Below are 25911 nucleotides of genomic sequence, written 5' to 3' on the forward strand. Positions count from 1 at the left end.
ATGCTCGTCAAGAAATCAAAGAAGACAAACGTCTCAACGGGCAGTGCGCTGAGCGATGCCATCAGCACGCGCAGCGCACCGAAACGCCTGGATCGTCGCAGTTTCCTGAAGCGATCCGGCTTTGCGGCGGGCGCCGGCGCGGTCGGCGCAAGCCTGCCATTCGGCATGGTCAAGCCGGCCGATGCGGCCAAGGCGGCCGGTGACGGTCAGGTGGACGTCAAGCGCACCATCTGCACCCACTGTTCGGTGGGCTGTGCGGTGGATGCCGAGGTGAAGAACGGCGTGTGGGTCGGCCAGGAGCCGGTGTTCGACAGCCCGATCAACCTGGGCGCGCACTGCGCCAAGGGCGCGTCGGTGCGCGAGCACGGTCATGGTGAGCACCGCCTGCGCACGCCCATGAAGCTGCAAGGCGGCAAGTGGGTGGCCATGAAGTGGGAAGACGCCATCGAGGAAGTGGGCAGCAAGCTCATGGAGATTCGCGACAAGTACGGCGCCGATGCCACCCACTGGATCGGCTCGTCCAAGCACTCCAATGAACAGGCTTATCTGTTCTGCAAGTTCGTGCGCATGTTCGGCACCAACAACACCGACCACCAGGCCCGGATCTGCCACTCCACCACGGTGGCGGGGGTGGCAAACACCTGGGGCTACGGTGCGATGACGAACTCGTACAACGACATGCATTTCTCCAAGGCGATCTTCTTCATCGGGTCGAACGCCGCCGAGGCGCACCCGGTGAGCATGCTGCACATCCTGCATGCCAAGGAAGGCGGCGCCAAGGTCATCGTGGCCGACCCGCGCTACACCCGCACGGCGGCCAAAGCCGACCACTTCGTGCGCCTGCGTTCGGGCTCGGACATTCCGCTGCTCTACGGGGTGATCCGCACCATTTTCGAGAACGGCTGGGAAGACAGGAAGTACATCGAGGACCGTGTGTACGGCATGGACCAGGTCAAGGCCGAGGCCATGGAGTGGACGCCCGAGAAGGTGCTCGAGGCGACCGGCGTGCCCGACGAGCAGGTGCGCACCATCGCCGAAACCATGGCCAAGAACCGCCCCTCCACGGTGGTGTGGTGCATGGGCCAGACCCAGCACACCGTGGGCAACGCCATCACCCGCCTGATGTGCAACCTGCAGCTGGTGCTCGGCAATGTGGGCGTGGCCGGTGGCGGCACCAACATCTTCCGGGGTCATGACAACGTTCAGGGCGCGACCGACATCGGTCCCAACCCCGATTCGCTGCCCGGCTACTACGGCCTGGCGACCGGCTCCTGGAAGCACTGGTGCCGCGTCTGGGGCGTCGATTACGAGTGGATGCTGGGCCGCTTCAAGGACCAGACCATGATGGAAAAGCCGGGCATCACCGTGTCGCGCTGGATCGACGGCGTGACCGAGAACCCCGAGCTCATGGACCAGGCCACCAACATCAAGGCCCAGGTCTTCTGGGGCATGGCGCCCAACTCCCAGAGCCGCGGCAAGGACATGGTCGAGGCCATGAAGGCGCTGGAACTGCTGGTGGTGGTCGATCCCTACCCCTCTGCCACGGCCTCCATGGCGGCCATGGTGCGTCAGGACGGCGTGTATCTGCTGCCGGCGGCGACCCAGTTCGAGACCTACGGGTCGGTGACCGCCTCCAACCGCTCCTTGCAGTGGCGCGAGAAGGTGATCGAGCCCCTGTTCGAGTCCAAGGCGGATCACACCATCATCTATGCGTTTGCCAAGAAGTTCGGCTACGCAGACGAGCTGTGCAAGAACATCAAGCTCAACAAGGACGCCAAGGGCTGGATGGAGCCGGATGTGGAAGACATCCTGCGCGAGATCAACCGCGGCACCTGGACCATCGGTTACAGCGGCCAGTCGCCCGAGCGCCTGAAGCTGCAGATGCAGCACCTGTCCACCTTCAACCCGAGCACCCTGCGCGCCGAGGGCGGGCCGTGCGACGGCGAATATTTCGGCCTGCCGTGGCCGTGCTGGGGCAATCCGGAAATGAAGCACCCGGGCTCGCCCAACCTGTACGACACCACCCGTCACGTCATGGATGGCGGCGGCAACTTCCGCGCCCGTTTCGGGGTGGAGAAGGACGGCGTGTCGCTGCTGGCGGCCGAGGGCTCCTCGTCCAAGGGCGCGGACCTGAACTTCGGTTACCCCGAGTTCGACGCCGTGCTGCTCAAGAAACTGGGCTGGTGGGATGAACTGACCGACTCGGAAAAAGAGGCGGCCGAAGGCAAGAACTGGAAGACCGACCTGTCCGGCGGAATCATCCGCGTGGTCATGAAGAACCATGGCTGCATGCCCTATGGCAACGCCCGTGCCCGCTCGGTGGTGTGGAACTTCCCGGACCCGGTGCCCAAGCACCGCGAGCCCTTGTATTCCACCCGGCCGGATCTGGTCGCCAAGTACCCGACACACGACGACAAGGCCAAGTTCTGGCGCCTGCCGACCCTCTACAAGACGGTGCAGGAGAAGTATCGCGACGTGGTGAACGACTTCCCGCTGATCATGACCTCGGGCCGACTGGTCGAGTACGAGGGCGGCGGCGAGGAGACCCGTTCCAACCCGTGGCTGGCCGAGCTGCAGCAGGACATGTTCGTGGAGTTGAACCCGCGAGCGGCCGCCGACCGCGGCATCGTCGACAAGGACTGGGTGTGGGTCAAGTCGCCCACCGGCGCACAGATCAAGGTGCGCGCGCTGGTGACCGAGCGGGTGGGGGCGGACACGGTGTTCCTGCCTTTCCACTTCTCCGGCCGCTGGATGGGCGAAGACATGCTCAAGTACTACCCGGAGGGCGCAGCGCCGATCGTGCGCGGTGAAGCGGTCAACACCGCCACCACCTACGGTTACGACGTGGTGACCATGATGCAGGAAACCAAGAGCACGGTCTGCCAGATCGCGAAGGCCTGAGGCCCGGAGGAGAGATAAAAAATGGCACGAATGAAATTCCTTTGCGATGCCGAGCGCTGCATCGAATGCAACAGCTGCGTCACCGCCTGCAAGAACGAACACGAGGTGCCCTGGGGCATCCAGCGCCGCCGCGTGGTGACCATCAACGACGGGGTCGAGAACGAGGAGAAATCCTTGTCCGTGGCCTGTATGCACTGCTCCGACGCCCCGTGCATGGCGGTGTGTCCGGTCGATTGCTTCTACCGCACCGAAGACGGTGTGGTGCTGCATGACAAGGACGCCTGTATCGGCTGTGGCTACTGCTTCTATGCCTGCCCGTTCGGCGCACCGCAGTTCCCGCAGGAAGGCGCCTTCGGCCAGCGCGGCAAGATGGACAAGTGCACCTTCTGCGCCGGTGGCCCCGAGGCGGACGGCTCGGACGCCGAGTTCGAGAAGTACGGTCGCAACCGGATTGCCGAGGGCAAGCTGCCCCTGTGCGCCGAGATGTGCTCCACCAAGGCCCTGCTGGGCGGCGATGGCCAGGAGATCTCCGAGATCTTCCGCCAGCGCGTGGTGCGTCGCGGGGGCTCAGGCGCCGAACTCATCGGCTGGGACACCGCCTACGGCAAGGGAGGCAAGTCATGAGCAAGCACACCGTGATGCTCGCCCTGGTCGCGGCCTTCGCCGTGGCCGGCTGTGGCGAGAAGACCCAGGTGGTCGAGTACAAGGCGGGCACCTACTCGGGCAAGCCGGACACCCGGCCCTGGGAGTCGTCCGCCTACAACGGCGACAAGGCCATGTGGGAGTCCGACATGCGCGCCCGCGCTCACAAGCAGACCGAACTCGGTCGTATCACCCAGTAAAGGGAGGTGCGCATGAACGGAAGCTTCACTCTGTGGCTACGGGCGCTGCTGCTGACTCTGGCCCTGGGCCTCGGGCTGGCGGGGACGCCGGCCCTGGCGCAGGACAGTGATCAGACCTCCGCCTCGGAACGCCACAACAACGTACAGGCCTTCACCGACGCGCGTCGCGGTGAGAACCAGTCCATCACCTTCCAGGCCCCGGCGGATCGGCAACTGATCCAGTCCGAGGGCGAGAGCTGGCGCCAGTGGCGCAATGGCCCGATTACCGTTTACGGCGGTTGGGCCATCGCGATCATGTTCGTGGCGCTGGTGCTGTTCTACGCCGTCCGCGGCAAGATCCGTCTGGAGGACAAGCCCACCGGGCGGCTCATCCAGCGCTTCACCATGGTGGAGCGGCTGGCCCACTGGTCGGTGGCGGCGTGTTTTGTCGTGCTCGGGCTCACCGGGCTGCTGCTGCTGTTCGGCAAGCATCTGGTGATCCCGCTCATCGGCTATCAGGCCTTCTCCTGGTTCGCGGTCATCGCCAAGAACCTGCACAACTTCATTGGCCCGCTGTTCTTCGTCTCCATCGTGCTGTTCGCCATCATGTTCGTGAAGGACAACGTCTGGCAGCCGATCGACGCCCTGTGGATCAAGAAGGCGGGTGGTCTGCTTTCAGGCGAGCATGTGCCGTCCTGGCGCTTCAATTTCGGTGAGAAGACCTGGTTCTGGCTCGGCGTGGTGTTCCTGGGTCTGCTGGTGAGCATCACCGGCCTGATCCTGGACTTCCCGGGCAATGGGCAGATCCGTCAGGACATGCAGCTGGCGCACATTCTTCACGCGGGCGGGGCGATGCTCTTCATCACCCTGTCGCTGGGCCACATCTACATCGGCTCAATCGGCATGGAAGGCGCGCTCGACGGCATGAAGACCGGCTATGTGGACGAAACCTGGGCCAGGGAGCACCACGAATACTGGTATCGCGAGGCCAAGAAGCAGGCCGGACAACCGGTGGACGCCCCGGTGCCGCACGGCTCGGCCACGGCACGCTGAGGATACCGGCGCCGCTCACGGGCGGCGCCGTGTGGTTCAGGTCTTCTGATGACTGGCGAGTTCTTCCGGCGTGTTGATGTTGGCGAAGGCCTCGACGCAGTCGTCGAAGTCCACCACCACATGCGCCTGCTTGAAGACCCAGCGATCGATCTTGCGATCGCCGGAGGCAAGGAAGTCGGCCAGCGAGGCGGCCACCTTCGTGCGCGCCAGCAGGAAGACCGGCTGATTGAAACCGCCGGCACGCACCATGGCGATGTCGGCATTCGCGTGTTCGGCCGCCGTTCGCAGGCGGCTGACCAGATCGACGGGGACGAAGGGCGAATCGCAGGGGCAGGTGACCACCCAGGCGTCTTGATCGCCCAGGGCATGCAGCCCCGCGTCGAGCCCGGCCAGCGGCCCGGCGTAGCCTTCAAGCCGGTCGCCGATCACCGGCACGCCATAGCCGGCATAGGTGTCGGCATTGCGGTTGGCGTTGATCATGAGGCGGTCACATTGCGGGCCCAGCCGCTCGATCACGTGAGCGACCATCGCCTTGCCGTCCAGCTCGACCAGCCCCTTGTCCACACCGCCCATGCGGCTGCCCATGCCGCCGGCGAGAATCAGGCCGATAACAGGGATGTCCGCGGGAATGTGAGATGCGCTCATGCCGACCTCGTGATGCGTTCAGGGTGGGAGTAGATCAGATGACGGCCGACCCGCGCGCGACACACCAGCGTGACCCCCATCTCCTTCGCCAGCTGCAGCCCCATCTGGGTGAGGCCGGAACGCGAGACCAGAAAGGGCACGCCCATCTGCACCGCCTTCATGACCATCTCGGAGGTGAGGCGCCCGGTGGTGTAGAAGATCTTGTCGGCACCGGTCTCTTCGTCCAGCCACATGAAGCCGCTGATGGAATCGACCGCGTTGTGCCGACCGACGTCTTCCACGTGGTAGAGCAGGGGGGCGCCCTCGAGGTTGCGCAGCAGGGCGCAGCCATGCACCGAGCCGGAGCGCTTGTAGATGGTGTCGAGCGCCAGGATCTGCGCCAGTGCCGCATCGAGCGTCTCTACCGACACGGTGGCGTCGCTCTCGATGGGGCGCAGCGCCTCGAGCCAGTCACCGAACATGGTGCCCTGGCCGCAGCCGGTGGTCACCGTGCGCTTGGCGGTGCGTTCGCGCACATCGAACGCTTCACGGGTGGTGACGGCGCAGGCGCCGGTCTCCCAGTCCACGTGCACCGTGGCCAGATCGGCGAGCGATTCGACCAGTCGCTGGTTGCGCAGGTAACCCATGATCAGCGCCTCGGGGGCCTGGCCGAGGGTCATGAGGGTGACCACTTCCTGCTTGTTGAGGTACAGGGTGAGCGGATGCTCGCCGGGCACCTCCACCTCGCGGGACTGACCCTCATGATCGATGACCGTGGTGGCCTCGGTCGCCGGGCGCCGGGCGCGGGTCATGGACAGGGACGGGGTGCCGGGCGCATCGCCCAGCGGAATCTGAAAGACTGCCTCGGTGTCAGAGGACATGAGCGGGGATTTCGTCTCTTCGGCCAATGGCGACAGGCGCCTTCGCCGTTTCGTTATGGATGGGCTATTTTAGCCCGAACGCGCGATCGACACCGCTGCCGCGCGACAGGAAAACACGGATGAACGCACCAGCACCCCTTCCGCCACCGGCCATGCAACTGGCCGTCAGCTTTGCCCGCGAGGCCGTGACCGGCAATCGATGGATCACCCATCGCTGGGCACTCGTGGGTATGCACGTGGGCGCCGAACCGCCGCCGATACCGGCCGAGCAAGTGGTGGTGAGCGGGCTCACGCTGACCCTGCACGGTGACGAGGCCGAAGGCTATTACATGAACGTGACGGCCGATGAGCCGTCCCTGTTCTTCATGGTGCGCCCGAGCGACGACGAGAACCCCGACAGTGCGCCGACGGTCATCGAGGTGAGTGCCAACTTCTACGAGGCGTCGCGCTGGATGGATGCCGGTGAGAGCGTTGAACGCCTGCCCTTGCCCGCAGACTGGACACGTGCCATCGCGGACTTCGCCCGCGCCCATTTCAAGCCGTTCGAAAGGAAACAGAAGCGCTACGCGCGCACCGGAGACAAGCATGAACGCCCCGGACACTGACCCGAAAACGCCGCTCAGCCTGGCCGAAGAAGAAGCCGAGGCGGGCTTCCTGAGCCGCTGGTCGCGTCGCAAGCAGGCCATTGCCCGCGGTGAGACGCCTGCCGAACCACCATCACCGGCCGTTGCCACCGCGCCCGCCGCTCAGCCGGAGCCGGCCCTGCCCGACCCCCTGACCCTGGGCATGGCGGACGACTTTTCCGCCTTCCTGCGCGACAAGGTGCCGCCGGCCCTCAAGCACAAGGCCATGCAGCATCTGTTCAGTCACCCGCACTTCAACGAGCTGGACATGATGGACGTGTACATGGAGGACTTCAATCTGGTCCCCAACCTCGAGCCGGCGTCCATGGACCTGGTCAGGCATGCCAAGGCCGTGCTCGATCCGACACCGCATGAGGCAAGGGAAGCCCCGGGCGAGGCAGCGGACGGCGGCCAGACCGATGGCGAACTGCTGGCGGGGCAAGCGATCGCCGAAGCACCCGCGGACGATGCCAACAGTGTCGACGTGCCGGAAGAGGCAGACCCATTGCCGGCAGAGCAGACCACGCAGCCGGATCGGACTGCCTGACGCGGGGCCACCACGGTCGCTCGCCCCGATGCGGGGGTGGGGTGTCGTCGGACCGCACCGGGACGCGCCTGTCGAGGCTGTCCAGCCAAATTCAAATGAAAATCCGATTCGGGTGCATGCGTGCCTTCAATGCGCGCAAGCGCCCGTCTGCCTTGGGCTTTCGAACACTGGGTTCAAACAGTGAATTCAAACGCGTGTTGTCCGCGCGGAATCGTGCTCAACCTTCTGTGGGCTGTGCCGTTTGCGCTGGAACAAACGTGTCGGAAGCGACAAGGAAAAGAATATGTTCGACAAGATTTCGATGAAACGCTTCGTCATCGCCATCGGCCTCATCGTGCTGGTACTGGTGGCGACGGTGGGTGGCCTGGGTCAGTTGAGTATCAATGGCGTCGCCCGTGACGCCGAGCGGATGGGGCTGGGCAAGGACCTGGTGGCCGATGTCCTGCCCTCGCCGCTGTTTCTGGTCGAAGCCCAACTCACCGCGCATGAGGCGGCGCGTGCGCCGCAAAGCCAGGTGGCCGCCCGGGTGGACGATCTCAAGCGCCTGCGCGCCGAGTACGAGGCGCGCAATCAGTACTGGGCGGCCCGCGAACTGCCTGATCACGTGAAGTCCGGCCTGCTGGGCGAGCAACGCACGCAGGGCGAGTCGTACTGGACGGAAATGGAATCGGTGTTCGTGCCGGCGCTCAAGCGCGGTGATGCTGACCAGGTGGAGGCATCGCTGGGGCGTCTGGAAGCCCTGTTCCGGGCGCACCGGGCCGGCGCCAGCAATACGGCCACGGCGGCCTCGGCCTTTGCCAGCGACGCGCTGACCGGACTCAATGACGATACGGCCCGGATGGGCTGGATTCTCAGCGCGGTCGGTTTCGGGGGCATGGGGGTGATCGTGGTGTTGATGATCTTGCTGCTCGGGCAGCTCAGGCAGCGCCTTGGCGGCGAGCCCTCCCAGGCACTCGAGGCTGCCCACCGTATTTCCCAGGGTGATCTCACTTTTGCGCTGGATGCCCGTGCGCCCGGGGTGATCGGTGCGCTCGAGGCCATGCGCCAGTCCCTGCGGGACATCACCGGGGTGATTGCCAACAATGCCACCTCGGTCGGCACCATCGCGCCGGAGCTGCGTGACCGAGCCAACGCGGCGCGCAATTCGGTGGCGCAGCAGATGGAAAGCACCAGCGAAATCGCCGCGGCGGCGGAGGAGCTGTCCGCCTCGGTGACCTGTGTGTCCGAGAACGCGGCCGAGGCGCGCAAACTGGCCGATGTGGCCGGCGTGGCGGCGCATGAAGGGGTGGCGATGATTCGCTCGACCGTGGACCACATGCGCACGGTCGCGAGCACGATTTCCGATTCGGTGGAAACGGTGCGGGTGCTCGGTGAGCAGTCGGGCGAGATTTCGCGCATCGTTCAGGTGATCCGCGAGATCGCCGACCAGACCAATCTGCTGGCACTCAATGCGGCCATCGAGGCGGCACGCGCCGGTGAGCAGGGCCGTGGCTTTGCGGTGGTGGCGGACGAAGTGCGCAAACTCGCCGAGCGCACTGCCCAGTCCACCGAGGAAATCTCGGCAACGGTCGATCGCATCCAGCGAGGCACCGGGCAGGTGACGAGCAGCATTGAAGGTGCAGCGAGCGCGGCGGACACCACCGCCTCCGAAGGCCAGAGCGCGGCCGCTGCCATGGCGCGGATCGAATCGTCGGTCAGCGGTGTGGTGGCCGCGATCCAGGAAATCGCCGAGGCCGTCGCCGAGCAAACCCAGACGGCCAGACTCGTGGCCGGTGGCGTCGAGCGCATCGCCCAGAGCACCCAGGGGGCGGTCCAGCGCTCGCAGCGCAATGCCGATGAAGCCGGAGCGCTGGTGCGCGTGAGCGAAGCCCTGCGCGAGACGGTAGCGCGCTTTCAGTCCTGACCCTTTTTGAATCATCATGCGGCAGGGAACTGCCGCATGATGGCAAGGTCGATACCTCGCCGTCTTCGCGGCGCCGCGACGCACCGGTTGTGCGTGGCTCAGGTGAGGGTTCGACCTTGACCGATTCAACTTCCACGGCCGCCGAGCCCTTCGGCGCCATCCTCGGGACCACGCACGGCGGCGTGACCGCCCATTCGAGCGATTACGAGAGCGCTGATCCGCTCGATCATCCCGATCACGACAGCTATCGCCATTTCATCGATGGCGAGTACATGGGTTACAAGTGGCAATGCGTGGAGTTTGCGCGCCGCTGGCTGTATTTGAACCATGGTGTGGTGTTCGACGATGTCCCCATGGCGTACGACATCTTCCGCCTGCGTTCGCTGCGGCGGGTCGGCGATGAGCAGCGCCTGCCCCTGCAGGCATTTCACAATGGCGCCGTGCGCCACCCCCAGCCCGGCTGCCTGCTGATCTGGAACGAGGGCGGCGAATTCCACGTGACCGGGCATGTGGCCATCGTGATCGAGGTGCTGCCCGATCGGGTGCGCATCGCGGAACAGAACGTGCACCACTCCCCGTGGCCGGCGGGGCAGTCCTGGTCCCGAGAGCTGCCGGCCCGCATCGATGCCGAGGGGGGCTACTGGATTCAGGCCACCTTGCCCGGCGCCAGCATCCTCGGATGGATGCTGCAGACCGATGACACCGACCATGCCGTTCCGCTCGAACAGACCGATCCGGCGCTGTTCGACATCGGTGTCGCCGGGGTGGTGGACGCGGGGCAGCACGCCCGCCCGTGGCTGGACCTTGCCCGCGAGGACGAGGCTGCCTTCGTGGCGGCCATGGCGGGTCACCGACTGACCACGGACGTGGCGGACCAGTACCGCTACTTCCGCCTCTCGGAGACCGCGCTCGACGAATTGCGCCGTGCCACCGACGAACTGCACGCCATGTTCATGCACGCCACCCAGGTGGTGCTCAATGACGACAAACTGCTGGCCCTGTTCAACATCCCGGAGGTGCTGTGGCCGCGCCTGCGAGTGAGCTGGGAGCGCCGGCGGGGGCAGATGATCACCGGTCGTTTCGACTTTTCGGTCTCGCATCGAGGCGTGAAGGTGTACGAATACAACGCCGATTCGGCCTCCTGCCACATGGAAACCGGGCGTGTGCAGGGTAAATGGGCCGCGCATTTCGGCTGCGACGACGGGCGCGATCCGGGCGACGACCTGTTCGATGCCCTGGTCAAGGCCTGGCGGGACGCGGGTGTGGATGATGTGCTGCACATCATGTACGACGCCGACATGGAAGAGGCCTACCACGCCCGCTTCATCAGATCGGCCGCCGAGGCGGCGGGCATCGAGTGCCGCATGATCCGTGGCGTCGCCGGTCTGGGCTGGAATGCCGCGGGCGAGGTGATCGACCCGCAAGGTCACCCCATCCGCTGGGTGTGGAAGACCTGGTCCTGGGAAACCGCGCTCGATCAGCTGCGCGATGAATGCATCGAGGACGACCGGGTGCCCATCGCGCTCGGGCCGGAGGGGGCTCGCCGTGCGCCCCGGCTCGCGGATGTGCTGTTGCGGCGCGATGTGGTGGTGTTCGAGCCGCTATGGACGCTCATCCCCAGCAACAAGGCGATCCTGCCGATCCTGTGGTCGATCTTCCCCAATCACCCCTATCTGCTGGACTCGCGTTTCGAGCCGGCGCCGGATTTCGGTGAAGGCGGATACGTGGTCAAGCCCATCGTCGGGCGCTGCGGGGCCAATATCAGCATCTACAGCGCGGACGATACCTTGCTGACCGAGACCGACGGCAAGTTCGACGATCGGGCGCAGATCTACCAGGCCTACTTCGGCCTGCCCAACATCGAAGGGCTCAACGTGCAGGTGTGCACCTTCTCCGTCGATGGCATGTACGGCGGTGCCTGCGTGCGGGTCGATCCGTCCCTGGTGATCACCACGGACAGCGATCTGCTGCCCTTGCGGGTGGTGCCCGATCGGTCGCTCTGAGCCGCGTCACACGCGTTGGCGGCCGAGCCATTCGCGAGGGGAGCAGGCCAGATGCGCGCGAAAAGCGCGGCCGAGTGCCGTGGCGCTGCCATAGCCCACCTCGTTGGCCACCACGCTCACGGGCTTGCCCCGGCGCAACAGCGTGCAGGCCACCCCGGTGCGCCAGCGGGACAGGAATTGCCCCGGCGGCTCGCCGACCACCGCATGGAAATGAGCGGCAAACCGGGCCCGTGACATGCCCGCCGCACTGGCCATGGTCTCCAGCCCCCAGGGCGAGGCCGGTGACTCGTGGACCGCGGTGATGGCCTTGGCCAGACGCGGATCCGACAAGCCGGCCAACAAGCCGGTGTGCATCTGCCCTTCGTCCATCAGATGGCGCAGCAACTGGATCAGCACGATCTCGAAGAGCCGGTCCGCCGCCGCCTGCCAGCCGCAGTGTGCGCCGGTGGCCTCATCGATCAGCAGATCGAGTGTGGCGCTGATCGAGGGCACCGCTAAGAGCGGCCGGGTGATGACCCGTGGCAGTGCCCGCACCAGCGGGTTGAGTTCGCCCTGACCCAGACCCACGGTGGCGCAGAACAGGTCGGTGTGGCAGTCGTCCGTCGAGACGAAGACATGCCGGGCTTGCGCGGGATAGAAGATCAAGGTGGGTTCCGACACCGTCCAGCTGTCGTGCACGTCCGAGCGCACATGGATCGAGCCGGCCCTGAGGACGTGCAGATACCCGGTGGCCTCGGTGTAGGCCTGTTCACGACAGAAACGGCCCGCGTGAATGAGGCGGGCCTCGACAGGGTAGTGGCGGAGAAGGGCGGCCAGTCGGTCGAGCATGATGAGACTATAGGTTGAATATTTGAGATGTAAAGGCGTCTTTAGTCCTGCCTGTGTCGCCATCATGGGGTCCGTGCACTCTTGCACGCCACCACTGATGGAGAACACCATGCCCATGATTGAACCCCTGGCTCCTGCCGCGACCGATGCGGCCACGCGCCAGACCCTGGATGCCGTGCGCGGCAAGCTGGGGATGATTCCCAACCTCTTTTCCACCCTGGCCCATGCACCGGCCGCCCTCAACGGCTATCTCGCCTTGACCGATGCCCTGGGCAACGGTCGTCTCACAGCGGTTCAGCGGGAAATCGTCGCCCTGGCCGTGGGGCAGTCGAACGCCTGCCACTACTGCCTGAGCGCACACACCATGCTGGCCCGGCACGCCGGGCTGGACGAAGCCGGTACCGCCCTGGCACGACAGGGACGTGGCGCCTCGACGCTCGACGACGCGATCGCCCGCTTTGCCCGTCAGGTGGTCGAAGCACGCGGTCGTCTGTCACCCGGTGATCTGGGCGCGCTGCGCCGCGACGGACTCGACGATGCGCTGATGATCGAAGTGCTGGCCCATGTGGCACTCAATGTGCTGACCAACTACACCAACCACATTGCCGGCACGGACGTGGACTTTCCGTCCGTGGCCGTGTGATTCGAGCAAGGAGACGATCATGAAAGCCAATCTTCTGATTCACGGCGCGGTGGCGCTGTCGGTGGCCTTGTCGGGCATGGCGGTGGCAACGCATGCATTCGCCGCCGGTGGCGGCGACTATGGCGCAACGTGGACGTCGGACGGCAAACTCGAGTTGCCCAAGGACTTTCACTCCTGGGTGTTTCTCGGCGCGCCCCTGACGCCCCATGCGCTCAATGGTGGTGCGGCCGGATTTCCCGAGTATCACAATGTCTACGTCCATCCGGCGGCCTACAAGGCCTATCGCCAGAGCGGGCGTTGGCCGGAAGGCACGGTGCTGCTCAAGGAGTTGCAGCTGACGCGTGAGGCCCGTCATGCGGACGGCTCCAGCGACGAGGCGTCGGGGCGGGGCTACTTTCCCGCGCAACTGAACGGCATCGACATTTCGGTGAAAGATAGCCAGCGCTTTGCGGGCACCTCCGGCTGGGGCTTTTTCAACTTTGGCCATCATGCGCCGCCCTATGCCAAACTCGCCGAGCCGGCGCCGAAAGATGCCTGCGCCGGCTGTCATGAGGCCAACGCGACGGAAGACATGGTGTTCACCAAGTTCTATGCCCCCATCCTCAATGCAAAGTGACAGCGACCGCGAGCCTGCCGAGGGCACGCTCGCGGACGCCCATGCCCTATACGCCCGGGTGCGTGCGTGTCGTCAATGCGAACCGCAGCTGCCCCTGGGCGCGCGGCCGATCATGCAGGTTGATCCGGCCGCGCGTTTACTGATTGCAGGGCAGGCGCCGGGGCGAAAGGCGCATGCCTCGGGCGTCCCCTTCGATGATGCCAGCGGCGTCCGCTTGCGGGCATGGCTGGGGCTGACGCGGGACGAGTTCTACGATCCGGCGCGCGTGGCCATCGTGCCGATGGGTCTGTGCTACCCGGGGCAGGCGGCCTCGGGAGACGCGCCGCCGCGAACCGAATGCGCGGCCCACTGGCGCAGCGCACTGCTCGACACCTTGAGTGCAGTGCACATGACCTTGTTGATTGGTGCGTATGCGCAGACCTGGCATCTGCCCGAAGACCGGCGTTCGGTCACCGAACGGGTGTCCGACTGGCAGGCGGGTTGGCCGACCGTCGTCTGTCTGCCTCATCCCAGCCCGAGAAACCAGGGCTGGTGTTCGCGCCACCCATGGTTCGAGTCGTCGTTCCTGCCCGTGCTACGGGCCCGCATCGCCGAGGTGCTCGATCTGCCCCACGCGCGCTGAGGCGCGAAGGCAGGGGGCGTCTCTGGTACAGTCCCGGTCGAACTGTTGATCGAGAGGTCCCGAGATGCTCCGCCGCCATTTTTTCCGTCATGCCCTGGGGTTGGCGTTGATGCCTGCCGGTGCCGCGCTGTTGTCGGCCTGCAGCAAGTTTGACCCGATGCCGCTCAAGGACGGCGAGTCTGAATGCCCGGTCTGCAGGATGAAGATCACGGCCCGGCCGTTTGCCGCCCAGATCCGTGACAAGGCAGGCACTTACCATTTCTTTGATGACTTCGGCTGCGCGGTTCACTGGATCAAGGCGCAGCAAGTGCCGGAGCACGAATTGACGTTCTGGATCATCGACTACAAGGGCGGCTACTGGATCGACGCAAGGCGCGCGGTGTACATGCAGGGGCCCGAAAGCCCGCATGGCTTCAACCTGGCCGCTTCGACCATTCCCAAAACCGGCGATCTGGACTACGACGCGGCCAAAGCGATCGCCCTGGCCAGACCCGCGCCGGTGCCGGTTCAGTAACGGCCGAGCATCAGCGGCTGGCGGGCCAGCACGCGGTTGATCTCGCCGGCTGCGGTGGCCTTGTACACCGCCAGTACCTCGGCGACGTAGCGATGTCCGTGACCGCCTGAACACGGTGCCAGATAGCCCTGTGAGGCGGTGCGCCCTCGTGTCAGCGCCCCACGCTCGATGAACACCTGACGGGGCATGTCGACCGAATAGCCGGTCACTGGCGGAAACAGGGCTTCGCTGGCGCCCTCAAGCCACAGTCCGATGGAGCCGAGCCCGCCGTTGCGGTCGAGTGACGGGTGATCGAGATCGTTGAATTGCACAATGATGGCATTGGCGCCGTCAGGGATGTCGCGCACGAACAGTGCCGGGCCGCGGTCGGCGCCGCCCTCGTTTGAGCAGATGCCGGACTTCGGTATCTGCTGCCCGTTCCAGGTGGCGTCGGCAATTGACACGACCATGCCGGGCAGGTCGGCGGTTGTCGAGCGGTAAGCGCCGCCCGTGGTGCAGGCGGATAGCGATAAAGCCACCATGAACGGAAGGCTAAGGCGCAGCACGGGTATCCCCTGAGCATGATCTCGGACACAGTTTATGACGTTAGGGTTTTTGTGGCAAGGGCGTTAGTGCCCGCAAGACCGGGAAGAGCCTAGCCTCGTGCCGAAGCAATGGCCCGGGCGAGGGCGGCCGCAGCACTCGGGTGATGGCGCAGGAAAAGTTCGGGTTCGATGAGTTCGATTTCCATGAGCCGCGGGCCTTCGTCGCTGGACACCATGTCCACCCGGGCGTAGCAAGGAGACTGGGGGCAGGCGGCCACGGCCTGGAGTGCCAGTTCGACCTCTGGCGGGGTGGGGTCGTGTGGATGAACCGTACCGCCGTGATCGTCCTGAACGCGAAAATCACCTGTTCGCGGCTGTTTTCGCACGCCGTGGGTGACCGCGCCGCCGATCACGATGACCGACACTTCGCCGCTGTGCTCGATGGCGCGCTGAAAGGGCTGGATCAGCATCCCTTCCCGGCGCAGGCAGTCCTGCAGCACAGGGGTTTCTGACTCTGCGGTAGCGCGATTTGCCCGCCAGGTGAGCCGTGCGGCGCCGCCGACGGCCGGCTTGATGACCACTTCGTCCCAGCCGGTATCGCCAAGTATGCCGCTCAGCGAGCCGCACGACCCGGCCTCGATGAATACGGTTGGGACCACCCGCACGCCCCTGGCTGACAGGTCGGCCAGGTAGTGTTTGTCCATGTTCCACTGCACCAGCGCCGCGTCGTTGATACAGCGCGCATGAGCACTCGCGGTATCGAGCCACGGGCGAAACCGGTCGATGCAGTCGAAATAGTTCCAGGTCGAACGGAACACCAGGGTGTCGGTGTTGCGCCAGTTCATGAACGGGTCGTCCCAGGCCTGGCGCTCGGCGCGTAGGCCGATGGCGGCCAATGCGTCGATGAGCAGGCCTTCCTCAAGGGCGATCTGCTGCTCGTACCAGTGGCTCATGTCCAGATTGCGATAGCGCATCTCGGTGAGGAGCGTGATATCGCACATGAGGGGTCAGGGCGCGGGCTGGCCGAGTTGCTCGATCATGCCCATCACGGCCTTGATCTGAACGCCCTTGGCGGTGGCATAGTCTGCGTCTTCGTAGCCCCACCAGTCCCAGCAGGCCTTGGGGTTGAATACCCAGCGAGGCCACCAGCCGGACCAGGTCCAGCCATAGCGCGGGGTGGTCTGCGGGTAGAGCACGATGATGCGGTTCGATTCGGCCCAGCGGTTGTAGCCGGCCTCGGTCACATAGGTGGTGCCGATCTGGTCGGCGCTCTGGCGGCAACCGTGGAAAGCCACATGGACCTTGCACTGCTGGCCGCGGCATCCGGTCGGCACATAGGCGTAGCCTGTCTGGCTCATGCCCAGGGCGTCGGCGGCGTCGGTGAAGGGGATCTGATCGAAGCTGATCAGCTCACCGCGGGCCTCGGCGGCCTTGGCTTGCAGGGGGCCGAGCAGGTGATTGAGCAATTGACCGGGGGCGTCGAACAGTGTTCCGGGTGGTTCGGCGGTTTCGCACCGGTTGATGAAGGGGGGTTCCGAGGTATTGCAGGCATTGGCCTGGGGGTCATCGGCCGAGATCATGGCGTGACCCGCGCCCGGGAGCTTCACGTAGGCCAGTGCGTCTGCGCTGATCCAGGTGCGGTAGAAGGCCGCCAGCGCATCGACCACCGGGCGTTCGACGGTGCGGTCGGCGCCGCCGGACAGCAACCAGACGCGGTCGCCGGACAGGCCCGTGGGGGCATCGATGCGGCCGGCGGCCGCGTCTTCATTGACGCGGCCAAGACTGGTCGCGGTGTCGGGGACCGGATCGTTGCCGTCAGGGGCCATGCAGTTGCTCAGGGCGCGTGAGGCGCTCCCCTGAGCACATTCGTAGGGGCCGCCGGCGACGATGCCGGCGCCGCTGACCCGACTGGAGTGGGCCACGTGAAACTGCACCGACATGTAGCCGCCGGACGAGATGCCCGACACCGTGATCTGGCTGACGTCGGCGCCGACCGCGGGTAAGGGGTCGGCGGCCCAGGCGGGGGTCGCGAAGGCGAACAACAGTAGATGTCGGAGGCGAAACATGGCGAATCCGGGTGAAACGAATCGACTTCATCTTGGTCCGACACCTTCAGTGAAGCAAGTGCGCTAGTGCACTTGCAGCAAACAGGTTCGCCAGCGCGCTGGTGGATCACACCCAAGGAGACATGAATATGGCAACCGTCACTCTGCGTGGCAATCCGGTGGACGTCGCTGGCACGATGCCGGCCCGTGGCAGCAAGGCGCCCGGTTTTTCGCTGACCAACGGTGAGTTGAAGGATGTTGGGCTGGACGATTTTGCGGGCAAGCGCAAGGTGCTGAACATCGTGCCGAGCCTGGATACACCGACATGCGCGGTCTCGACCCGTAAATTCAATACCGAGGCCGGCAGCCTGCCCGATACGGTGGTGCTGGTGGTGTCGGCCGATCTGCCCTTTGCCGCCAAGCGATTCTGCTCGGTGGAGGGGCTGGAAAACGTCGTGCCGCTGTCCACGTTCCGAAGCGCCGGGTTCGCCAAGGACTGGGGTGTGGCGCTCAGTTCGGGCCCCATGACCGGGCTCACGGCACGCGCCGTGGTGGTGCTCGACAAGGACGACACGGTGCTGCATGCCCAGCTGGTACCGGAGATTGCCGAAGAGCCTGATTACGAGGCGGCCAAGGCAGCGTTGAACTGAGTGACTCAAGGCTTGAATGGCGGGCTGCGGCCCGCCATTTCTGTTTTGCAATGCAGCAAGACAGTTGAACCACCGCGTGTGCTGCGGGTCATCTCTGGAACAGTTGGATAACGCCACAGGAGGCTGAATGCGTGTCGTCAAGTTGATGCCGATGGTGATGGTGGCGCTGGGGCTTGCCCAGAACGCCATAGCCGACGCGATCCGTGTCGAACTCAAGACCGGAGATGTGCTCTACGGGGAGACGCTCCGCGAAACGGACGAGCAGATGCTGATCAGGCATCCCCTGCTGGGTGACATCGGCATCCCGCGCGACGACATCAAGACCTTTGCCATCGGAGCCGGTGCCATCGCCAAGGCCCAGACACCCCAACCGGCCAAGGTCGTGAAGGTTGAGCCGCCGAAGCATGCCGACGGCGGGCTGCTCGGGCTGGGCTGGCTCAAGGATTGGGACCGCCGTCTCGAAGCCGGCGTGAGCGGTGCGTCCGGCGTCTCGAGCAACCAGCAGGCTCACGTGGGCTTCATGGCTGACTACGAAGACCCGCAAGTGCGCTGGCAGCAGCGGGCCCGGTTTTTCCGCTCCGAGAGCGAGGGCGACGAAACCGCGAACAGTGCCATGGTCAGTATCAACCGCGATGATCTGATGCCCGGGTCACCGTGGTTCAGTTTCGCCGGAGGGCGCTTCGATCGGGACGAGTTTCAGGACTGGCGCAACCGGGTCGCCATCAACGGCGGTGTCGGTCTCCAGATGGTCAAGACCGAGCGCTACCGGCTGCTCGGTCGTCTCGGTCTGGGCGCGACCCATTCCTGGGGTGGGCCGGAAGGGCAGAACACCGCGCCCGAAGGGTTGCTTGGCTTCGACATGGACTGGAAAGTCTCGAAGCAGCAGTCCGTGGCGCTGGCCAATACGCTGTACCCAAGCCTCAAACACAGTGGTGAGTTCCGGAATGTCACCACCTTCGACTGGATCATCGATCTGGACAAGGAGGCCGGTCTGGGCCTCAAGCTCGGGGTGGTCAACGAACACGAATCCGAGCGTGAAGACGGTTTGGACAAGAACGATTTCAAATACACCAGCGCGCTGATCTGGCGACTGTAGTCCGATAACGCAAATGAAACTCATGCACCACTTAAGGGCATGTTTCCACATGAAAAATACGTGGAACATCGCCCGGTGGGGGTGGTGTCTACAGGGCTGAAGCATTAGAATTCCGTCCCTTCCCCACGGAATGCTCACGCGCAGGACGCGCCATGCTCTACCCAAGTCGATTCGATGTCATTGTTGTCGGTGGCGGCCATGCCGGCACCGAGGCCGCGCTTGCCGCCGCCCGCATGGGCGTGCGCACGCTATTGCTGACCCACAACATCGAGACGCTTGGCCAGATGAGTTGCAATCCGTCCATTGGCGGTATCGGCAAGGGGCATCTCGTCAAGGAAGTGGATGCCCTGGGGGGCGCTATAGCGGCGGCCACCGACGAGGGGGGCATCCAGTTCCGCATCCTGAACGCTTCCAAGGGGCCGGCCGTGCGTGCCACCCGCGCCCAGGCCGACCGTGTGATGTACAAGGCGGCCATCCGCAAACGGCTGGAGAACCAGGCAAATCTCACCCTGTTCCAGCAGGCGGTCGATGACATCACCGTCGAGGGCGACCGGGTCACCGGTGTGGTCACCCAGCTGGGCATTCGCTTCGAAGCACCCACGGTGGTGCTCACGGCGGGGACCTTCCTGAACGGCCTCATTCATGTGGGCCTGACGAATCACGCCGGCGGGCGCGCCGGCGACCAGCCCTCGATCTCGCTGGGTGAGCGCCTCAAGGAACTGAAGCTCCCGCAAGGTCGCCTCAAGACCGGCACGCCTCCGCGCATTGACGGGCGCACGGTCGATTTTTCGGTCATGACGGTGCAGCCGGGCGATGATCCGGAACCGGTCTTCAGTTTCATGGGTTCGGTCGCGCAGCACCCGAAGCAGCTGCCGTGCTGGATCACCAAGACCAATGCGCGCACCCACGAGATCATCCGCAACAACCTGGATCGCTCGCCCATGTATTCGGGCGTGATCGAGGGGGTCGGGCCGCGTTACTGCCCGTCCATCGAGGACAAGATCCATCGCTTTGCCGACAAGGACAGCCATAACGTCTTCCTGGAGCCCGAGGGGCTGGAGACGCACGAGCTGTATCCGAACGGAATCTCCACGTCACTGCCCTTCGACGTGCAGCTGCAGGTGGTGCGCTCGATCACGGGCATGGAAAACGCCCATATCCTGCGCCCCGGTTACGCCATCGAGTACGACTATTTCGACCCGCGCAACCTCAAGAGCAGCCTGGAAACCAAGACCTTCCAAGGGCTGTTCTTCGCCGGCCAGATCAATGGCACCACCGGCTATGAAGAAGCCGCGGCCCAGGGCCTGCTCGCCGGGGCCAACGCCGCGTTGCAGGTCCAGGGCAAGGACGCGTGGTGCCCGCGCCGCGATGAAGCCTATCTCGGCGTGCTGGTAGACGACCTGATCACCCGTGGTGTGGCCGAGCCCTACCGCATGTTCACCTCGCGCGCCGAATATCGACTCTCCCTGCGTGAAGACAATGCCGACCTGCGCCTGACCGAAAAAGGACGCGAACTGGGGCTGGTGGATGATGTGCGTTGGGCGGCCTTCTGTGCCAAGCGCGAAGCCATCGAACGCGAGACAGCCCGCCTCAAGGCGACCTGGGCGCGTCCGGAGACCATCCCCGCCGAGGCAGCGGAAAAGGCGGTGGGTAAAGCGCTGGAGCGGGAATACACCTTCTTCGAACTGTTGCGTCGCCCCGGCGTACGGTACGCCGACCTGATGGCGCTTCCCGCGGCACCCGAGCAGCCCGAGACAGACCCGCTGGTCGTCGAGCAGCTTGAAATCGCAGCGCAGTATCAAGGTTATATCGACCGTCAGCAGGACGAAGTGGCCCGCGCCGCCAAGGCGGAGGCTACCGCGTTGCCGGTCGACATGGACTACAGCCAGGTGCGGGGTCTGTCCAAGGAAGTGCAGCAGAAACTGACCGAGCACCGCCCCGAGACCATCGGACAGGCCGGGCGGATTCAGGGGGTCACGCCGGCTGCCATTTCGCTGTTGATCGTGCATCTCAAGCGCAAGGGCGCGGCCGGTTCGCTCAAAGACGACAGGGCATCGGCATGAGCGAGGCGGCGCGACTCGAACGTGGCCTGAGCGCCATGGGGATCGACCTGCCCGAGGCGGCCCACGAGAAGCTCGTGGCGTATGCTGCGCTTCTGACCAAGTGGAACAAGGTCTATAACCTGACGGCCATTCGCGATGCCAGCCAGATGCTCACGCACCACCTGCTCGATTCGCTGGTGATTCTTCCGGCGCTGGCTTCCGTCGGACATCTTGCCGACATTGGTTCCGGCGGCGGCTTGCCCGGGATTCCGCTGGCGATTTCGCGGCCGGATCTGCAAGTGACGTCCATCGAGACGGTGAACAAGAAGTCCACCTTCCAGCAGCAGGCGAAGATCGAGCTGAAGCTCGACAATTTCCATCCGCTGTGTGCCCGTGTCGAGGACGTGCAGCCGGTGCAGCTGTTCGACGGCATTGTTTCCCGCGCGTTTGCCGAACTGTCGGACTTCGTTCGCCTGTCCGCACACCTGCTGGCGCCGGCCGGTCGCTTTTATGCCATGAAGGGCGTTTATCCTCACGAGGAGATCGCCCGCCTGCCAGAGGGCTTCGGCGTGGCTGAGAGCCTCGAATTGCGCGTGCCTGAACTGGACGCGCACCGCCATCTGATCATCATCGAACGTAACGGAACCGCCTGATGGCCCGAATCTTTTGTGTTGCCAACCAGAAAGGCGGTGTCGGCAAGACCACCACCTGCGTCAACCTTGCCGCGGCTCTGGCGGCGCGCAATCAACGTGTGCTGCTCGTGGATCTGGATCCCCAGGGCAACGCCACCGGGGGCAGCGGGGTCGACAAGCGCAGTCTTTCGCAGTCGGTCTACCACGTGCTCGTGGGGATGGCCGATCTGGCGGCTGTGCGCGTGACCTCTCCGTCGGGCAAATTCGACGTGCTGCCCGCGAACCGGGATCTGGCCGGCGCTGAAGTGGAGATGGTCGAACTGGAAGGGCGCGAGAAACGGCTCAAGAAGGCGCTGGCCGGTGTCATGGACGACTATGATTTCGTCCTCATCGACTGCCCGCCATCGCTGTCATTGCTGACCCTCAACGGCCTGTGTTCTGCGCACGGGGTCATCATTCCGATGCAGTGCGAGTATTACGCACTGGAAGGCCTGTCGGACCTGGTCAATACCATCAAGAAGGTGCATGCCAACCTCAACCGCGATCTGAAGATCATCGGCCTGCTCAGGGTCATGTTCGACCCGCGCATGACCTTGCAGCAGCAGGTATCGGCGCAGCTTGAGGATCACTTTGGCGACAAGGTCTTTCGGGCGGTTGTGCCCCGGAATGTGCGACTGGCCGAAGCCCCCAGCCATGGCATGCCCGGCGTGGTCTATGACCCGAGCGCCAAGGGCTCGCAAGCCTATCTCGAATTTGCTGAAGAAATGATCGAGCGCGTCAGAACGCTCTGAAGGATACGACGATGGCACCTCCGAAACTCAAGGGACTGGGCCGCGGCCTCGATGCACTGCTGGCGGCCAACACGGACGACGACGAAGAAAAGGGCGAGCTGCAGACCCTGCCGATCGACGCCCTGCAGCCCGGCAAGTATCAGCCGCGAACGCGCATGGACCCGGGGTCGCTCGAAGAGCTAGCCGCGTCCATCAAGGCGCAGGGGGTGATGCAGCCGATTCTGGTGCGTCCGGTGGGCGAAGATCGTTTCGAAATCATCGCCGGTGAGCGTCGCTGGCGCGCCAGCCAGATCGCGGGGCTCGAACAGGCACCCTGCCTGGTGCGCGAGATCCCCGACGAAGCCGCGCTGGCCATGTCCCTCATCGAGAACATCCAGCGCGAAAACCTCAACCCGCTTGAGGAAGCTGCCGGTATCCAGCGGCTGGTCGATGAGTTTGACATGACCCACCAGCAGGCCGCGGACGCAGTTGGTCGTTCCCGCCCGGCAGCCAGCAACCTGTTGCGCCTGCTTCAACTGGCGCCGGCCGTGCAGGAGCTCCTCATGGCCGGTGACATCGACATGGGGCACGCCAGGGCGTTGCTGCCGCTGGACAACGCGAGTCAGGTTCAGCTGGCCAATCGTGCGGCCGGCAGGGGGCTGTCGGTCCGCGAGGTGGAGCGTCTTGTGCACCATGAGCTCAAGCCGCGCAGCTTGCGCGCCAAACCGCAACCGGATCGCGATCTGCAGCGACTCGAAGAAGAAATGTCGGATGCGCTGGGCGCAACGGTGAAGATCAAGGCGAATCGTAAAGGTGCGGGCAGTCTTGTAGTAGACTTCGGGTCGCTGGACCAATTGGACAGCTTGCTTGAACGCCTGCGTTGACACGGGATCCGTGTCAATCAAGGCTTCCATGACAGCATGTTGCACTGCAATAAGGTTTGACTTCCCTGTGGTTAACCCCTAGAATCGCCGGGATTTTTTAGCGGCCACCCGAGTTGAAAACCGGGGTCGGGCGCGTAAGGGACGGGATGTATAAAGCTGTCGGAATCCAGCTGATCGCGACATTAATCGCCGCGGGAATTTCGGCAGCGCTGTTCGGTTATGAAGGTGGCTATTCGGCGCTCGCCGGCGGCTTGGCTGTTGCCTTGCCAAATGCCTTCTTTGCCTTTCGGCTGGCCGCCGCTCGCGGCCGCACCCCCACTTCTTACCCCGCCGCTTTCTTCGTTGGCGAATTCATCAAGGTCGCCGCGACCGTGGGATTAATGGCGCTAGCAGCCGCCCTGATCGACGACCTCCACTGGGGGGCATTGATCATCGGGATGGTGCTGGCGCTCAAAGCGAATTTATTTGCATTACTGGTGAAGAACTAACATGGCTTCTACAGGGCACGCACCCACCGCATCCGAGTACATCGTCCACCACCTGACCCAGCTCAATACATCGGGCCACGCTCAGGAAAACGTGATCGATTGGTCGATTATCAATATCGACACAATGTTCTATTCGATCCTGATTGGTGTTGTTTCCCTCTTTTTCCTGTGGCGTGCAGCCTCCAAGGCCACCTCGGGTGTGCCGGGCCGCTTCCAGGCCGCCGTCGAGTTGCTCGTCGAAATGGTCGCGGATCAGGCCAAGGGCATCATTCACAGTGAAGAATCCCGCAAGTTCGTCGCGCCGCTGGCCCTGACCGTGTTTGTCTGGATTTTCATGATGAACGCGATGGACCTGCTGCCGGTCGATCTGCTGCCGCGTATCGGCGAGATGTTCGGTATCCACTACATGCGTGTGGTCGCCACCGCCGACCTGAACGGCGCGCTGGGTCTGGCCATCGGCGTGTTGCTGGTCTGCCTGTACTACAACGTCAAGATCAAGGGCGTTGGCGGCTGGATCCACGAGCTCTTCACCGCCCCCTTCGGCAGCCACCCGTTGCTGTACCCGGTGAACTTTCTCATGCAGATGATCGAGTTCCTGGCCAAGACCGTCTCTCACGGCATGCGACTGTTCGGCAACATGTATGCTGGTGAGCTGGTGTTCATGCTGATCGCGCTGCTCGGTGGTACGGCAACCGTGTTCGGCTTCATCGGTCACGTCATTGCCGGTTCGATCTGGGCCATCTTCCACATCCTGATCATCGTGCTGCAGGCATTCATCTTCATGATGCTGGCGCTGGTCTATGTGGGTCAGGCTCACGAAAGTCACTAATTTCTGATTTCGCTGTTTTTCTTTTAACCCGGTTTCAAAGAACCACTTTATCTCTCAAGGAGTTGTCATGGAAAACGTTCTGGGTTTTGTTGCACTGGCCGCTGGTCTGATCATTGGTCTGGGTGCAATCGGTGCATGTATCGGTATCGGCATCATGGGTTCCAAGTACCTGGAAGCCTCTGCTCGCCAGCCTGAGTTGATGAACGCACTGCAAACCAAGATGTTCCTGCTGGCTGGTCTGATCGACGCTGCATTCCTGATCGGTGTCGGTATTGCCATGATGTTCGCGTTCGCCAACCCGTTTGTCGTTTGATCCTCGGGTCGTTTCACTTACCAACGAACCATAAGGACATCGCAACGTGAATCTGAACGCTACCCTGATAGCTCAGCTCGTTGTGTTCTTCATCCTGGTCGTCTTCACGATGAAATTCGTGTGGCCGCCCATCGTGAAGGCACTGGACGAGCGTGCGCAAAAGGTCGCGGACGGGCTGGCGGCTGCGGACAAGGCCAAGGCTGATCTGGCGCTCGCCGAGAAAAAGGTTGTCGAGGAACTGCGCACCGCGCGGGAATCGGCCTCCGAAGCACGGACCGCTGCTGAAAAGCAGGCTGCCGCGCTGATCGACGAAGCCCGTGCCGAAGCTGCCCGCATTGTCGCTGCCGCTCGTGAAGCTGCCGAAGGCGAAGCCGCCGTCGCTGCCCAACGTGCGAAAGAAGCCCTGCGCGAACAGGTCGCCAACCTCGCTGTCGCCGGTGCCGAGCAAATCCTCCGCAAAGAGGTTGATGCCAAGGCCCACGCCGAACTACTGGCTAACCTGAAACAGGAACTTCAATAAGTCATGGCCGAAAACGTCACCATCGCGCGCCCCTATGCGGAAGCTGCTTTCAAGCAGGCAGACGGGGCAGGTGCGCTGGGGCCCTGGTCGGAAGCTATCGAACGGATGGCGCTTGCCGCCTCCGATCCGCAGATGATGGATCTCATCAACGACCCGAAGCTCGGCGAAGACAAACTCGCCGACCTGTTTGTCGGGGTTGTGGGTGATCTCGACGACACGCAGAAAAACTTCGTGCGTGTGCTGGTCGAGAACGAACGTCTGCAGGTGCTTCCCGAGATCCGTGACCTGTTCGTTGAACTCAAGAACGAACGAGAAGGCACGCTCGACGCGGACATCGAGTCCGCTTTCGAGCTCGACGACGCAACGCTGAATACGCTGACACAGACGCTTGAAGCCAAATTCAAGACCAAGCTGAACGTGTCCGTGTCGGTCAACCCCGAACTCATCGGTGGTGTGACCGTCACTGTCGGCGACGACGTCATCGACGCCTCGGTCCGCGGCAAGCTCGCGAACATGGCCGCTGCGCTTAAGAATTAGGA

General features: G+C 64.1%; 29 protein-coding genes. 23 read left to right on the forward strand and 6 right to left on the reverse strand.

The features are described 5' to 3' along the window. Genes J0W34_RS01200 through J0W34_RS01215 form a run of 4 tightly spaced genes read left to right on the forward strand, consistent with a single transcriptional unit; the run spans position 1 to position 4775 of the window. Complete coding sequence (locus J0W34_RS01200; RefSeq protein ID WP_230970384.1) at positions 1 to 2901, forward strand: formate dehydrogenase subunit alpha; 2901 nt, start codon at positions 1 to 3, stop codon at positions 2899 to 2901. 21 nt (positions 2902 to 2922) lie between these two features. Continuing rightward, a complete protein-coding gene (gene fdh3B / locus J0W34_RS01205; protein WP_227815190.1) occupies positions 2923 to 3525 on the forward strand; it encodes a formate dehydrogenase FDH3 subunit beta in 603 nt (200 codons plus the stop codon). Continuing rightward, the gene (locus J0W34_RS01210) at positions 3522 to 3743 is read left to right on the forward strand and encodes a hypothetical protein (protein ID WP_227815191.1); all 222 of its coding nucleotides are present in this window, start codon (positions 3522 to 3524) and stop codon (positions 3741 to 3743) included. Before fdh3B ends, J0W34_RS01210 begins: the two co-directional genes overlap by 4 nt. 12 nt (positions 3744 to 3755) lie before the next feature. Beyond that, the gene (locus tag J0W34_RS01215) at positions 3756 to 4775 is read left to right on the forward strand and encodes a formate dehydrogenase subunit gamma (protein WP_230970385.1); all 1020 of its coding nucleotides are present in this window, start codon (positions 3756 to 3758) and stop codon (positions 4773 to 4775) included. Between the two features lie 36 nt (positions 4776 to 4811). On the opposite strand, the gene mobA is transcribed toward J0W34_RS01215, so the two are convergent. Both mobA and J0W34_RS01225 read right to left on the reverse strand, forming a co-directional pair. Then, the gene (gene mobA / locus J0W34_RS01220; RefSeq protein ID WP_230970386.1) at positions 4812 to 5420 is read right to left on the reverse strand and encodes a molybdenum cofactor guanylyltransferase MobA; all 609 of its coding nucleotides are present in this window, start codon (positions 5418 to 5420) and stop codon (positions 4812 to 4814) included. Beyond that, positions 5417 to 6280 (reverse strand): formate dehydrogenase accessory sulfurtransferase FdhD, encoded by an 864-nt coding sequence (locus J0W34_RS01225; RefSeq protein WP_230970387.1) that lies wholly within the window; start codon positions 6278 to 6280, stop codon positions 5417 to 5419. Before J0W34_RS01225 ends, mobA begins: the two co-directional genes overlap by 4 nt. Positions 6281 to 6399: 119 nt before the next feature. Between J0W34_RS01225 and J0W34_RS01230 the strand changes: the two genes are divergently transcribed. The 4 genes from J0W34_RS01230 (at position 6400) to gss (ending at position 11356) form a co-directional block, all read left to right on the forward strand. Next, positions 6400 to 6885 (forward strand): DUF3305 domain-containing protein, encoded by a 486-nt coding sequence (locus J0W34_RS01230; protein WP_230970388.1) that lies wholly within the window; start codon positions 6400 to 6402, stop codon positions 6883 to 6885. Continuing rightward, the gene (locus J0W34_RS01235) at positions 6866 to 7450 is read left to right on the forward strand and encodes a DUF3306 domain-containing protein (protein WP_230970389.1); all 585 of its coding nucleotides are present in this window, start codon (positions 6866 to 6868) and stop codon (positions 7448 to 7450) included. The genes J0W34_RS01230 and J0W34_RS01235 overlap by 20 nt, the downstream gene beginning before the upstream one ends. Before the next feature lie 283 nt (positions 7451 to 7733). Continuing rightward, complete coding sequence (locus J0W34_RS01240; RefSeq protein WP_230970390.1) at positions 7734 to 9353, forward strand: methyl-accepting chemotaxis protein; 1620 nt, start codon at positions 7734 to 7736, stop codon at positions 9351 to 9353. Positions 9354 to 9469: 116 nt separating this feature from the next. Next, positions 9470 to 11356, forward strand: a complete 1887-nt coding sequence (gene gss, locus J0W34_RS01245) for a bifunctional glutathionylspermidine amidase/synthase (RefSeq protein ID WP_230970391.1) — start codon at positions 9470 to 9472, stop codon at positions 11354 to 11356. A gap of 6 nt (positions 11357 to 11362) precedes the next feature. On the opposite strand, the gene J0W34_RS01250 is transcribed toward gss, so the two are convergent. Further along, positions 11363 to 12184, reverse strand: coding sequence for an AraC family transcriptional regulator (locus tag J0W34_RS01250; protein ID WP_230970392.1), 822 nt, complete (start codon positions 12182 to 12184; stop codon positions 11363 to 11365). A gap of 109 nt (positions 12185 to 12293) precedes the next feature. Between J0W34_RS01250 and J0W34_RS01255 the strand changes: the two genes are divergently transcribed. The 4 genes from J0W34_RS01255 (at position 12294) to J0W34_RS01270 (ending at position 14579) form a co-directional block, all read left to right on the forward strand. Continuing rightward, positions 12294 to 12827, forward strand: a complete 534-nt coding sequence (locus tag J0W34_RS01255; protein ID WP_230970393.1) for a carboxymuconolactone decarboxylase family protein — start codon at positions 12294 to 12296, stop codon at positions 12825 to 12827. 19 nt (positions 12828 to 12846) lie between these two features. Further along, positions 12847 to 13443 carry a cytochrome P460 family protein gene (locus J0W34_RS01260; protein WP_227815201.1) on the forward strand — a complete coding sequence of 199 codons (597 nt, stop codon included), beginning with the start codon at positions 12847 to 12849 and terminating at the stop codon, positions 13441 to 13443. Continuing rightward, positions 13433 to 14065 (forward strand): uracil-DNA glycosylase family protein, encoded by a 633-nt coding sequence (locus J0W34_RS01265; protein WP_230970394.1) that lies wholly within the window; start codon positions 13433 to 13435, stop codon positions 14063 to 14065. Before J0W34_RS01260 ends, J0W34_RS01265 begins: the two co-directional genes overlap by 11 nt. A gap of 64 nt (positions 14066 to 14129) precedes the next feature. After that, complete coding sequence (locus J0W34_RS01270) at positions 14130 to 14579, forward strand: hypothetical protein (protein WP_230970395.1); 450 nt, start codon at positions 14130 to 14132, stop codon at positions 14577 to 14579. Here J0W34_RS01270 and J0W34_RS01275 read toward each other — a convergent pair. From J0W34_RS01275 to J0W34_RS01285, 3 genes are all read right to left on the reverse strand, one after another. Continuing rightward, positions 14573 to 15124: a hypothetical protein gene (locus tag J0W34_RS01275; protein ID WP_230970396.1), complete on the reverse strand. Its 552-nt coding sequence runs from the start codon at positions 15122 to 15124 to the stop codon at positions 14573 to 14575. The genes J0W34_RS01270 and J0W34_RS01275 overlap by 7 nt on opposite strands. Positions 15125 to 15213: 89 nt before the next feature. Then, entirely contained in the window at positions 15214 to 16104 is an 891-nt protein-coding gene (locus J0W34_RS01280; protein ID WP_230970397.1) for an ATP-grasp domain-containing protein, read from the reverse strand. Between the two features lie 6 nt (positions 16105 to 16110). Beyond that, entirely contained in the window at positions 16111 to 17169 is a 1059-nt protein-coding gene (locus tag J0W34_RS01285; RefSeq protein ID WP_230970398.1) for an extracellular catalytic domain type 2 short-chain-length polyhydroxyalkanoate depolymerase, read from the reverse strand. 128 nt (positions 17170 to 17297) lie between these two features. On the opposite strand from J0W34_RS01285, the gene tpx reads away from it, so the two are divergent. From tpx to J0W34_RS01340, 11 genes are all read left to right on the forward strand, one after another. Continuing rightward, positions 17298 to 17798 carry a thiol peroxidase gene (tpx, locus tag J0W34_RS01290; RefSeq protein WP_227815207.1) on the forward strand — a complete coding sequence of 167 codons (501 nt, stop codon included), beginning with the start codon at positions 17298 to 17300 and terminating at the stop codon, positions 17796 to 17798. A gap of 127 nt (positions 17799 to 17925) precedes the next feature. Beyond that, the gene (locus tag J0W34_RS01295) at positions 17926 to 18894 is read left to right on the forward strand and encodes a DUF481 domain-containing protein (protein ID WP_230970399.1); all 969 of its coding nucleotides are present in this window, start codon (positions 17926 to 17928) and stop codon (positions 18892 to 18894) included. 152 nt (positions 18895 to 19046) lie between these two features. Further along, complete coding sequence (mnmG, locus tag J0W34_RS01300) at positions 19047 to 20957, forward strand: tRNA uridine-5-carboxymethylaminomethyl(34) synthesis enzyme MnmG (RefSeq protein WP_230970400.1); 1911 nt, start codon at positions 19047 to 19049, stop codon at positions 20955 to 20957. Next, positions 20954 to 21589, forward strand: a complete 636-nt coding sequence (gene rsmG, locus J0W34_RS01305; RefSeq protein ID WP_230970401.1) for a 16S rRNA (guanine(527)-N(7))-methyltransferase RsmG — start codon at positions 20954 to 20956, stop codon at positions 21587 to 21589. Before mnmG ends, rsmG begins: the two co-directional genes overlap by 4 nt. After that, positions 21589 to 22359 carry a ParA family protein gene (locus J0W34_RS01310; protein ID WP_227815211.1) on the forward strand — a complete coding sequence of 257 codons (771 nt, stop codon included), beginning with the start codon at positions 21589 to 21591 and terminating at the stop codon, positions 22357 to 22359. Before rsmG ends, J0W34_RS01310 begins: the two co-directional genes overlap by 1 nt. 11 nt (positions 22360 to 22370) lie before the next feature. Further along, on the forward strand, positions 22371 to 23222 hold the full coding sequence (locus J0W34_RS01315) for a ParB/RepB/Spo0J family partition protein (RefSeq protein ID WP_227815212.1): 852 nt from the start codon (positions 22371 to 22373) through the stop codon (positions 23220 to 23222). Positions 23223 to 23368: 146 nt separating this feature from the next. Next, positions 23369 to 23710: an ATP synthase subunit I gene (locus tag J0W34_RS01320; RefSeq protein ID WP_227815213.1), complete on the forward strand. Its 342-nt coding sequence runs from the start codon at positions 23369 to 23371 to the stop codon at positions 23708 to 23710. 1 nt (position 23711) lies between these two features. Then, positions 23712 to 24539 (forward strand): F0F1 ATP synthase subunit A, encoded by an 828-nt coding sequence (gene atpB / locus J0W34_RS01325; protein WP_227815214.1) that lies wholly within the window; start codon positions 23712 to 23714, stop codon positions 24537 to 24539. 67 nt (positions 24540 to 24606) lie between these two features. Beyond that, positions 24607 to 24852: a F0F1 ATP synthase subunit C gene (gene atpE, locus J0W34_RS01330; protein ID WP_227815215.1), complete on the forward strand. Its 246-nt coding sequence runs from the start codon at positions 24607 to 24609 to the stop codon at positions 24850 to 24852. 46 nt (positions 24853 to 24898) lie between these two features. After that, on the forward strand, positions 24899 to 25372 hold the full coding sequence (locus J0W34_RS01335) for a F0F1 ATP synthase subunit B (protein ID WP_227815216.1): 474 nt from the start codon (positions 24899 to 24901) through the stop codon (positions 25370 to 25372). Positions 25373 to 25375: 3 nt separating this feature from the next. Beyond that, on the forward strand, positions 25376 to 25909 hold the full coding sequence (locus J0W34_RS01340) for a F0F1 ATP synthase subunit delta (RefSeq protein WP_227815217.1): 534 nt from the start codon (positions 25376 to 25378) through the stop codon (positions 25907 to 25909). Positions 25910 to 25911: the final 2 nt, after the last annotated feature.

It is taken from the genome of Nitrogeniibacter aestuarii (assembly GCF_017309585.1).
In the GTDB taxonomy this organism is placed as follows: Bacteria; Pseudomonadota; Gammaproteobacteria; order Burkholderiales; family Rhodocyclaceae; genus Nitrogeniibacter; species Nitrogeniibacter aestuarii.

Excerpts from the sequence above, each read along its gene's own strand:
- J0W34_RS01230 (WP_230970388.1), top strand. The coding sequence starts at position 6,400 with ATGAACGCACCAGCACCCCTTCCGCCACCGGCCATGCAACTGGCCGTC.
- atpE (WP_227815215.1), top strand. The coding sequence starts at position 24,607 with ATGGAAAACGTTCTGGGTTTTGTTGCACTGGCCGCTGGTCTGATCATT.
- J0W34_RS01225 (WP_230970387.1), bottom strand. The coding sequence starts at position 6,280 with ATGTCCTCTGACACCGAGGCAGTCTTTCAGATTCCGCTGGGCGATGCG.
- J0W34_RS01315 (WP_227815212.1), top strand. The coding sequence starts at position 22,371 with ATGGCACCTCCGAAACTCAAGGGACTGGGCCGCGGCCTCGATGCACTG.
- J0W34_RS01340 (WP_227815217.1), top strand. The coding sequence starts at position 25,376 with ATGGCCGAAAACGTCACCATCGCGCGCCCCTATGCGGAAGCTGCTTTC.
- J0W34_RS01210 (WP_227815191.1), top strand. The coding sequence starts at position 3,522 with ATGAGCAAGCACACCGTGATGCTCGCCCTGGTCGCGGCCTTCGCCGTG.
- J0W34_RS01295 (WP_230970399.1), top strand. The coding sequence starts at position 17,926 with ATGCGTGTCGTCAAGTTGATGCCGATGGTGATGGTGGCGCTGGGGCTT.
- J0W34_RS01280 (WP_230970397.1), bottom strand. The coding sequence starts at position 16,104 with ATGTGCGATATCACGCTCCTCACCGAGATGCGCTATCGCAATCTGGAC.
- J0W34_RS01310 (WP_227815211.1), top strand. The coding sequence starts at position 21,589 with ATGGCCCGAATCTTTTGTGTTGCCAACCAGAAAGGCGGTGTCGGCAAG.
- J0W34_RS01200 (WP_230970384.1), top strand. The coding sequence starts at position 1 with ATGCTCGTCAAGAAATCAAAGAAGACAAACGTCTCAACGGGCAGTGCG.
- atpB (WP_227815214.1), top strand. The coding sequence starts at position 23,712 with ATGGCTTCTACAGGGCACGCACCCACCGCATCCGAGTACATCGTCCAC.
- J0W34_RS01265 (WP_230970394.1), top strand. The coding sequence starts at position 13,433 with ATGCAAAGTGACAGCGACCGCGAGCCTGCCGAGGGCACGCTCGCGGAC.
- mnmG (WP_230970400.1), top strand. The coding sequence starts at position 19,047 with ATGCTCTACCCAAGTCGATTCGATGTCATTGTTGTCGGTGGCGGCCAT.
- J0W34_RS01240 (WP_230970390.1), top strand. The coding sequence starts at position 7,734 with ATGTTCGACAAGATTTCGATGAAACGCTTCGTCATCGCCATCGGCCTC.
- tpx (WP_227815207.1), top strand. The coding sequence starts at position 17,298 with ATGGCAACCGTCACTCTGCGTGGCAATCCGGTGGACGTCGCTGGCACG.
- mobA (WP_230970386.1), bottom strand. The coding sequence starts at position 5,420 with ATGAGCGCATCTCACATTCCCGCGGACATCCCTGTTATCGGCCTGATT.
- J0W34_RS01250 (WP_230970392.1), bottom strand. The coding sequence starts at position 12,184 with ATGCTCGACCGACTGGCCGCCCTTCTCCGCCACTACCCTGTCGAGGCC.
- J0W34_RS01320 (WP_227815213.1), top strand. The coding sequence starts at position 23,369 with ATGTATAAAGCTGTCGGAATCCAGCTGATCGCGACATTAATCGCCGCG.
- rsmG (WP_230970401.1), top strand. The coding sequence starts at position 20,954 with ATGAGCGAGGCGGCGCGACTCGAACGTGGCCTGAGCGCCATGGGGATC.
- J0W34_RS01215 (WP_230970385.1), top strand. The coding sequence starts at position 3,756 with ATGAACGGAAGCTTCACTCTGTGGCTACGGGCGCTGCTGCTGACTCTG.
- J0W34_RS01255 (WP_230970393.1), top strand. The coding sequence starts at position 12,294 with ATGCCCATGATTGAACCCCTGGCTCCTGCCGCGACCGATGCGGCCACG.
- J0W34_RS01270 (WP_230970395.1), top strand. The coding sequence starts at position 14,130 with ATGCTCCGCCGCCATTTTTTCCGTCATGCCCTGGGGTTGGCGTTGATG.
- J0W34_RS01285 (WP_230970398.1), bottom strand. The coding sequence starts at position 17,169 with ATGTTTCGCCTCCGACATCTACTGTTGTTCGCCTTCGCGACCCCCGCC.
- J0W34_RS01235 (WP_230970389.1), top strand. The coding sequence starts at position 6,866 with ATGAACGCCCCGGACACTGACCCGAAAACGCCGCTCAGCCTGGCCGAA.
- J0W34_RS01260 (WP_227815201.1), top strand. The coding sequence starts at position 12,847 with ATGAAAGCCAATCTTCTGATTCACGGCGCGGTGGCGCTGTCGGTGGCC.
- fdh3B (WP_227815190.1), top strand. The coding sequence starts at position 2,923 with ATGGCACGAATGAAATTCCTTTGCGATGCCGAGCGCTGCATCGAATGC.